Raw genomic sequence first — 6,136 nt, forward strand, 5'->3', positions numbered from 1 at the left:
TTTACCCCTTAGGCGCCGACGACTTCGCCGCTGGACTTGAACACGCGCACTTTCTTGCCGTCATCAAGCAGCTTGAAGCCTACGCGGTCAGCCTTGCCGGTTGCCGGGTTGAAAATCGCAACATTGGAAATGTGCACCGGCAATGTCAGTTCGACGATGCCGCCTTGAACGCCACGCATGGGGTTCGGCTTCTGGTGCTTCTTCACAACGTGCACGCCCTCGACAATGACTTTGTCTTCGGTCGGCAGGACACGCAGCACGGTAGCGCGCTTGCCCTTGTCTTTACCGGTCAGGACAACGACTTGGTCGCCTTTACGAATCTTGTTCATTCCGATCTCCTTACAACACTTCCGGCGCAAGCGAAACGATCTTCATGAATCGTTCGGTGCGCAGCTCACGCGTGACCGGCCCGAAGATACGGGTGCCGATCGGCTCAAGCTTGTTGTTAAGAAGAACGGCGGCATTGCCGTCGAACTTGATCAGCGAGCCGTCTGCACGGCGTACGCCCTTGGCTGTACGCACGACGACCGCGCTATACACGTCACCCTTCTTGACGCGGCCACGCGGGGCTGCGTCCTTGATTGTGACTTTGATGATGTCGCCCACCGAAGCGTAGCGACGCTTGGAGCCGCCCAATACCTTGATGCACATAACGTGACGCGCACCGGTATTGTCTGCAACCTCCAGCATGGATTGCATTTGGATCATGGAAAAACAACCTCCAACTTATACCGCACATTCAATCCCGGCAAAGCCGAGACGCTCGGCCCAACCGAGCCAGGATGCGGCCAGTTTTGGACCCCTCCAGGACGAATCCATCGGGGGAAGAACACGCTACAGCCGGACACGCGCCGTAACATAGAAAAACGGGCATTCTACACAGAGTAGAATGCCCGCGCAAGCACGACTGATCAAAAAATGATCAAACTACCCGTGCCTTCTCCAGCAGCGACGTCACGTACCAGGATTTGGTCTTGGAAAGCGGACGGCCTTCCTCGATCATCACCAGGTCGCCTTCGTTGTACTGGTTGGTTTCATCGTGCGCGTGATACTTCTTGGAACGACGCACAACCTTGCCGTACAGCGGGTGCTTGACCAGATGCTCGACCAGAACCGTAACGGTCTTGTCCATCTTGTTGCTCACCACGCGGCCGGTCAGGGAACGCTTGAGTTTAGCTTCGCTCATGATTACGCCTTGTCAGCCAGAATGGTACGAACACGCGCAATATCCTTGCGCACCCGGTTGATTTCGGTGGTCTTGGCCAGCTGACCGGTTGCATGTTGCATGCGCAGACCAAACTGGGCACGCAGCAATGCGGTCAACTCAACCTTGAGCTCATCAACAGATTTTTGACGAAGTTCAGCAGCTTTCATCATTGCCCCACTTGGCGCGATACGAAGGTCACTGCGAACGGCAGCTTGGCCGAAGCCAGGCGGAACGCTTCGCGAGCGATTTCTTCAGTAACGCCGTCGAGTTCATAGAGAACCTTGCCCGGCTGGATTTCAGCAACCCAGTACTCCGGACTACCCTTACCGTTACCCATCCGGACTTCGGCAGGCTTGGTCGAGATCGGCTTGTCCGGGAACGCACGGATCCACACGCGGCCACCACGCTTGATGTAGCGGGTGATGGCACGACGGGCAGCTTCGATCTGACGCGCGGTCAGGCGGCCGCGGCTGGTTGCCTTCAGGCCGAAAGTACCGAACGCAACAGTATTGCCACGCGTGGCAATACCGGTGTTGCGGCCCTTCTGGACCTTACGGTATTTAAGTCTAGTTGGCTGCAGCATTGCGAGGCCCCTTACGTGGTTTCTTCTGTGCTTCCGGCGCCGGCTCTGCAGCCTTCTCGCCCGGCTTCACTTCGCCCTTGTAAACCCAAACCTTGATACCGATGATGCCGTATGTGGTCTTGGCTTCGGACGTTGCGTAGTCGATGTCGGCACGCAGTGTATGAAGCGGCACACGGCCTTCGCGGTACCATTCGGTACGGGCGATCTCGATGCCGTTCAGACGGCCGGACGACATGATCTTGATGCCCTGGGCACCCAGACGCATGGCATTCTGCATCGCACGCTTCATGGCGCGACGGAACATCACGCGCTTTTCAAGTTGCGACGAGATGCTGTCGGCAATGATCTGTGCATCGATTTCCGGCTTGCGCACTTCTTCGATGTTGACGTGGACCGGTACCTTGAGAATATTTTGCAGCTCTTTCTTGAGCAGCTCGATATCTTCGCCCTTCTTGCCGATCACCACACCCGGACGTGCCGTGTGGATGGTGATTTTGGCATTCTTGGCCGGACGCTCGATCACGATGCGGCTCACGGAGGCATTCGCCAGCTTCTTCTTCAGGTAGTCACGCACTGCGATGTCGGCAGTGAGCATTTCCGAGAAGTTCTTGCTGTTGGCGTACCAGCGCGAGGCCCAGTTCTTGGTGACGGCGAGACGAAAACCCGTCGGATGAATTTTCTGACCCATATTCGCTCCTTAGTCGCCAACAGTCAGCGTAATGTGGCAGGTCTGCTTCTCGATGCGGTTACCGCGGCCCTTGGCACGAGCGGAGAAACGCTTCAGGGAGGCACCCTTGTCCACAAAGATCGTGGTGATCTTCAGCGCATCGATATCAGCGCCTTCGTTGTGCTCGGCATTGGCAATGGCCGACTCGAGCACTTTCTTGATCACAACTGCAGCTTTTTTCGGGCTGAAGGCGAGGATGTTCAGTGCCTGCTCGACCGACTTGCCACGGACGAGATCGGCAACCAGCCGCGCTTTTTGGGCGGACAGACGCGCACTGCTCAGTACAGCGGATACTTGCATGTCTTCACCTTATCGCTTGGCTTTTTTATCGGCGGCATGACCCTTGAAAGTACGGGTGAGTGCAAACTCGCCCAACTTATGGCCAACCATGTTTTCGTTCACGTAGACCGGAACGTGCTGCTTGCCGTTGTGCACAGCGATCGTCAGACCGACGAAATCCGGCAGAACGGTCGAACGACGCGACCAGGTCTTGATTGGGCGCTTGTCGTTCGAACCACGCGCAGCCTCGATCTTCTTGATCAGGTGCAGGTCAACGAACGGGCCCTTCTTGATAGAACGTGCCATGTTCAATTACCTCTTATTCGCAGGACGGCGACGTACACGCATGCCATCGGTACGCTTGTTGTTACGCGTACGGTAGCCCTTGGTCGGCTGGCCCCATGGGCTGACCGGCACACGACCTTCACCAGTACGACCTTCACCACCACCGTGCGGGTGATCGATCGGGTTCATGGCGGTACCGCGTACGGTCGGGCGGATACCCAACCAGCGCTTTGCACCGGCCTTGCCGTAAGAACGCAGGCTATGCTCTTCGTTACCGACTTCACCCAGGGTGGCGCGGCAATCGATGTGCACCTTGCGGATTTCGCCAGAGCGCAGACGCAGCTGGGCGTAAGCACCTTCACGAGCCAGCAGTTGCACCGAAGCACCGGCGGAGCGGGCAATCTGCGCACCCTTGCCTGGCTGCAGTTCAACGCAGTGGATGGTCGAACCGATCGGGATGTTGCGGATCGGCATCGCCGAACCCACCTTGATCGGCGCATCAGCACCGGACTGAACCGGTTGACCAGCCTTCAGGCCCTTGGGCGCGATGATGTAGCGGCGTTCGCCATCGGCATAGCACAGCAATGCGATGTTGGCGGTACGGTTCGGGTCATATTCCAGACGCTCTACGGTGGCAGGAATGCCATCCTTGTTGCGCTTGAAGTCGATGATCCGATAGTGTTGCTTGTGGCCACCACCCTTGTGACGGGTCGTGATCACACCGCGGTTGTTACGACCGGCAGTCTTGGATTGCGGCTCAAGCAGCGGCGCGTACGGCGCGCCCTTGTGCAGGTCCGGGTTCACGACCTTGACGACAGCGCGGCGACCCGGGGACGTCGGTTTGACTTTAACCAATGCCATTTTTAAGTCTCCTTATTGCGCAGCGGCAACGTCGATTTCTTGGCCCGGAGCCAGGCTGACATAAGCCTTTTTCCAATCCTTGCGTGTGCCGTTGAAACGGCCGAAACGCTTGGACTTACCTTTGACGTTGAGCACGGTTACGCCTTCGACCTTCACCTTGAAGAGAAGCTCGACGGCAGCCTTGATTTCCGCTTTGGTTGCATCGGTTGCAACACGGAAAACGATTTGTTCCGTCTTCTCGGCGACGAGCGTGGTCTTCTCGGAAACGACCGGACCACGCAGCACCTGAAGCAGACGGTTTTCAGAGAATTGCGTCATGCGAACATCTCCTCGAACGCAGCCAGCGCTTCACGGGTCAGCACGACCTTCTTGAAGCGAACCAGGCTCACCGGATCAGCTTGCGACGGTTCCAGCACCAGCACGTGCGGCAGATTGCGCGACGCGAGGTACAGGTTCTCGTCCAGCTCCTTGGTGACGATCAGCACGGAGTCCAGCTTGAGCGAATCAAGCTTTTGCACCAGTTCTTTCGTCTTCGGAGCTTCAAGCGCCAGCGAGTCAACCACCACCAGACGATCTTCACGCACGAGTTGCGACAGGATGGTCGCAATACCGGCGCGGTACATCTTGCGGTTTACTTTCTGGCTGAAGTTTTCGTCCGGGCTGTTCGGGAATGTCTTACCACCACCACGCCACAGCGGGGAGGAAGTCATACCGGCGCGGGCACGACCGGTGCCCTTTTGCTTGAACGGCTTCTTGGTGGAGTGATGAACTTCCGCACGATCTTTTTGAGCACGATTGCCGCTGCGCGCGTTGGCGAAGTACGCGGTCACCACCTGGTGAACGAGTGCCTCGTTGAATTCGCGGGCGAACAGCGCATCGGATGCGGCGACGGCGGCTTGCGCCTCACCGCTAGCATTGATGACTTTCAGTTCCATCATGCACCTGCCTTCACGCTAGGGCGAACGACAACGTCGTTACCCTTGGAACCCGGAACCGCGCCCTTCACCAGCAGCAGCTGGCGCTCGACGTCGATACGCACGACTTCGAGGTTTTGCACGGTGCTCTTTACATTGCCCAGCTGACCGGCCATGCGCTTGCCCGGGAAAATACGACCCGGATCCTGTGCCTGACCAATGGAGCCCGGTGTATTGTGCGAGCGGGAGTTACCGTGGGTAGCACGGTTGGAACGGAAGTTGTGACGCTTGATAACGCCGGAAAAACCCTTACCCTGGGTCGTACCGGAGACATCGACCAATTGGCCGGCAGCGAACAATTCAACGGACAGCGCATCACCCGCCTTCAGATCGGCAAGCTTGTCAGCAGCAACACGGAACTCGACGAGTGCCAGACCTGCTTCCACACCTGCTTTGGCGAAATGACCAGCTTCCGCTTTGTTGACGCGGCTTGCCTTCTTGGCGCCGAAAGTAACCTGCACGGCTGCATAGCCGTCGGTTTCCACGGACTTGATTTGCGTGACGCGGTTAGCCGACATATCCAGCACCGTCACCGGGATGGATGCACCATCCTCAGCGAAGACGCGGGTCATGCCGACCTTGCGACCTACAAGACCTAAGCTCATAGTTATTTCCTTTTCAGGGCCGATTACGATTGATCGGCTAATAACTGACTAATAAAAAAAACAAAAGGGCTTACCACCCTAAAGTGGTAAGCCCGCGATACTAGCACAGCTTTTTCTTTTGCTGCAAGTACTTAGCGCACTTGCAGCGGCAAAATTACTGCAGCTTGATCTCTACATCCACACCAGCCGGCAGATCCAGCTTCATCAGTGCGTCAACGGTCTTGTCGGTAGGATCGACAATGTCCATCAGGCGCAGGTGGGTACGGATTTCAAACTGGTCACGCGAAGTCTTGTTCACGTGCGGCGAACGCAGAACGTCGAAACGCTCGATCTTGGTCGGCAGCGGAACCGGGCCCTTGACGACAGCGCCGGTACGCTTGGCGGTGTCAACGATTTCTTGAGCCGAACGGTCGATCAACTGGTAGTCGAACGCTTTCAGACGGATACGGATTTTTTGGTTTGCCATGGTTTTTCCCAAAGAGCGCGGTGATTCGATCACCGTAACAACATGAAAGAACAGAGGCAGGCCCCACGGGCCTGCCCTTGGTTCGAGTGATTACTCGATGATCTTCGCAACAACACCGGCGCCGACGGTACGACCGCCTTCACGGATAG

The 6,136-nt window shown here is 57.1% G+C and carries 13 protein-coding genes; all 13 read right to left on the reverse strand.

The genetic code is table 11. From position 1 onward, the window contains the following. Positions 1–8: 8 nt before the first annotated feature. Positions 9–329 carry a 50S ribosomal protein L24 gene (gene rplX / locus IGB42_RS18765; protein ID WP_159674553.1) on the reverse strand — a complete coding sequence of 107 codons (321 nt, stop codon included), beginning with the start codon at positions 327–329 and terminating at the stop codon, positions 9–11. 10 nt (positions 330–339) lie between these two features. Then, positions 340–708 (reverse strand): 50S ribosomal protein L14, encoded by a 369-nt coding sequence (gene rplN / locus IGB42_RS18770; protein WP_035061755.1) that lies wholly within the window; start codon positions 706–708, stop codon positions 340–342. Between the two features lie 214 nt (positions 709–922). Next, positions 923–1,186 carry a 30S ribosomal protein S17 gene (rpsQ, locus tag IGB42_RS18775; RefSeq protein WP_159674555.1) on the reverse strand — a complete coding sequence of 88 codons (264 nt, stop codon included), beginning with the start codon at positions 1,184–1,186 and terminating at the stop codon, positions 923–925. A gap of 2 nt (positions 1,187–1,188) precedes the next feature. Next, the gene (gene rpmC / locus IGB42_RS18780; RefSeq protein ID WP_159674587.1) at positions 1,189–1,374 is read right to left on the reverse strand and encodes a 50S ribosomal protein L29; all 186 of its coding nucleotides are present in this window, start codon (positions 1,372–1,374) and stop codon (positions 1,189–1,191) included. Next, a complete protein-coding gene (gene rplP / locus IGB42_RS18785; RefSeq protein ID WP_159674557.1) occupies positions 1,374–1,790 on the reverse strand; it encodes a 50S ribosomal protein L16 in 417 nt (138 codons plus the stop codon). Before rplP ends, rpmC begins: the two co-directional genes overlap by 1 nt. Then, positions 1,774–2,478 (reverse strand): 30S ribosomal protein S3, encoded by a 705-nt coding sequence (gene rpsC / locus IGB42_RS18790; protein ID WP_159674559.1) that lies wholly within the window; start codon positions 2,476–2,478, stop codon positions 1,774–1,776. Before rpsC ends, rplP begins: the two co-directional genes overlap by 17 nt. Positions 2,479–2,487: 9 nt before the next feature. Next, positions 2,488–2,817 carry a 50S ribosomal protein L22 gene (gene rplV, locus IGB42_RS18795; RefSeq protein WP_159674561.1) on the reverse strand — a complete coding sequence of 110 codons (330 nt, stop codon included), beginning with the start codon at positions 2,815–2,817 and terminating at the stop codon, positions 2,488–2,490. A 9-nt stretch (positions 2,818–2,826) separates the two neighbouring features. Then, the gene (rpsS, locus tag IGB42_RS18800; protein ID WP_084088501.1) at positions 2,827–3,102 is read right to left on the reverse strand and encodes a 30S ribosomal protein S19; all 276 of its coding nucleotides are present in this window, start codon (positions 3,100–3,102) and stop codon (positions 2,827–2,829) included. 6 nt (positions 3,103–3,108) lie between these two features. Further along, the gene (rplB, locus tag IGB42_RS18805) at positions 3,109–3,942 is read right to left on the reverse strand and encodes a 50S ribosomal protein L2 (protein WP_159674563.1); all 834 of its coding nucleotides are present in this window, start codon (positions 3,940–3,942) and stop codon (positions 3,109–3,111) included. A gap of 12 nt (positions 3,943–3,954) precedes the next feature. Then, on the reverse strand, positions 3,955–4,260 hold the full coding sequence (gene rplW / locus IGB42_RS18810; protein WP_159674565.1) for a 50S ribosomal protein L23: 306 nt from the start codon (positions 4,258–4,260) through the stop codon (positions 3,955–3,957). Beyond that, the gene (gene rplD, locus IGB42_RS18815; RefSeq protein WP_159674589.1) at positions 4,257–4,877 is read right to left on the reverse strand and encodes a 50S ribosomal protein L4; all 621 of its coding nucleotides are present in this window, start codon (positions 4,875–4,877) and stop codon (positions 4,257–4,259) included. The genes rplW and rplD overlap by 4 nt, the downstream gene beginning before the upstream one ends. Then, positions 4,877–5,521, reverse strand: coding sequence for a 50S ribosomal protein L3 (gene rplC / locus IGB42_RS18820; RefSeq protein WP_159674567.1), 645 nt, complete (start codon positions 5,519–5,521; stop codon positions 4,877–4,879). The genes rplD and rplC overlap by 1 nt, the downstream gene beginning before the upstream one ends. Before the next feature lie 154 nt (positions 5,522–5,675). Further along, a complete protein-coding gene (rpsJ, locus tag IGB42_RS18825) occupies positions 5,676–5,987 on the reverse strand; it encodes a 30S ribosomal protein S10 (protein ID WP_084088496.1) in 312 nt (103 codons plus the stop codon). Between the last annotated feature and the right edge of the window lie 149 nt (positions 5,988–6,136).

Origin of the sequence: Andreprevotia sp. IGB-42, assembly GCF_009848685.1 — a bacterium.
Classification (GTDB): domain Bacteria; phylum Pseudomonadota; class Gammaproteobacteria; order Burkholderiales; family Chitinibacteraceae; genus Andreprevotia.

Bases quoted from the DNA above. Each gene is read 5' to 3' on its own strand.
- rplX (WP_159674553.1), bottom strand. From the start codon at position 329: ATGAACAAGATTCGTAAAGGCGACCAAGTCGTTGTCCTGACCGGTAAA.
- rplN (WP_035061755.1), bottom strand. From the start codon at position 708: ATGATCCAAATGCAATCCATGCTGGAGGTTGCAGACAATACCGGTGCG.
- rpsQ (WP_159674555.1), bottom strand. From the start codon at position 1,186: ATGAGCGAAGCTAAACTCAAGCGTTCCCTGACCGGCCGCGTGGTGAGC.
- rpmC (WP_159674587.1), bottom strand. From the start codon at position 1,374: ATGAAAGCTGCTGAACTTCGTCAAAAATCTGTTGATGAGCTCAAGGTT.
- rplP (WP_159674557.1), bottom strand. From the start codon at position 1,790: ATGCTGCAGCCAACTAGACTTAAATACCGTAAGGTCCAGAAGGGCCGC.
- rpsC (WP_159674559.1), bottom strand. From the start codon at position 2,478: ATGGGTCAGAAAATTCATCCGACGGGTTTTCGTCTCGCCGTCACCAAG.
- rplV (WP_159674561.1), bottom strand. From the start codon at position 2,817: ATGCAAGTATCCGCTGTACTGAGCAGTGCGCGTCTGTCCGCCCAAAAA.
- rpsS (WP_084088501.1), bottom strand. From the start codon at position 3,102: ATGGCACGTTCTATCAAGAAGGGCCCGTTCGTTGACCTGCACCTGATC.
- rplB (WP_159674563.1), bottom strand. From the start codon at position 3,942: ATGGCATTGGTTAAAGTCAAACCGACGTCCCCGGGTCGCCGCGCTGTC.
- rplW (WP_159674565.1), bottom strand. From the start codon at position 4,260: ATGACGCAATTCTCTGAAAACCGTCTGCTTCAGGTGCTGCGTGGTCCG.
- rplD (WP_159674589.1), bottom strand. From the start codon at position 4,877: ATGGAACTGAAAGTCATCAATGCTAGCGGTGAGGCGCAAGCCGCCGTC.
- rplC (WP_159674567.1), bottom strand. From the start codon at position 5,521: ATGAGCTTAGGTCTTGTAGGTCGCAAGGTCGGCATGACCCGCGTCTTC.
- rpsJ (WP_084088496.1), bottom strand. From the start codon at position 5,987: ATGGCAAACCAAAAAATCCGTATCCGTCTGAAAGCGTTCGACTACCAG.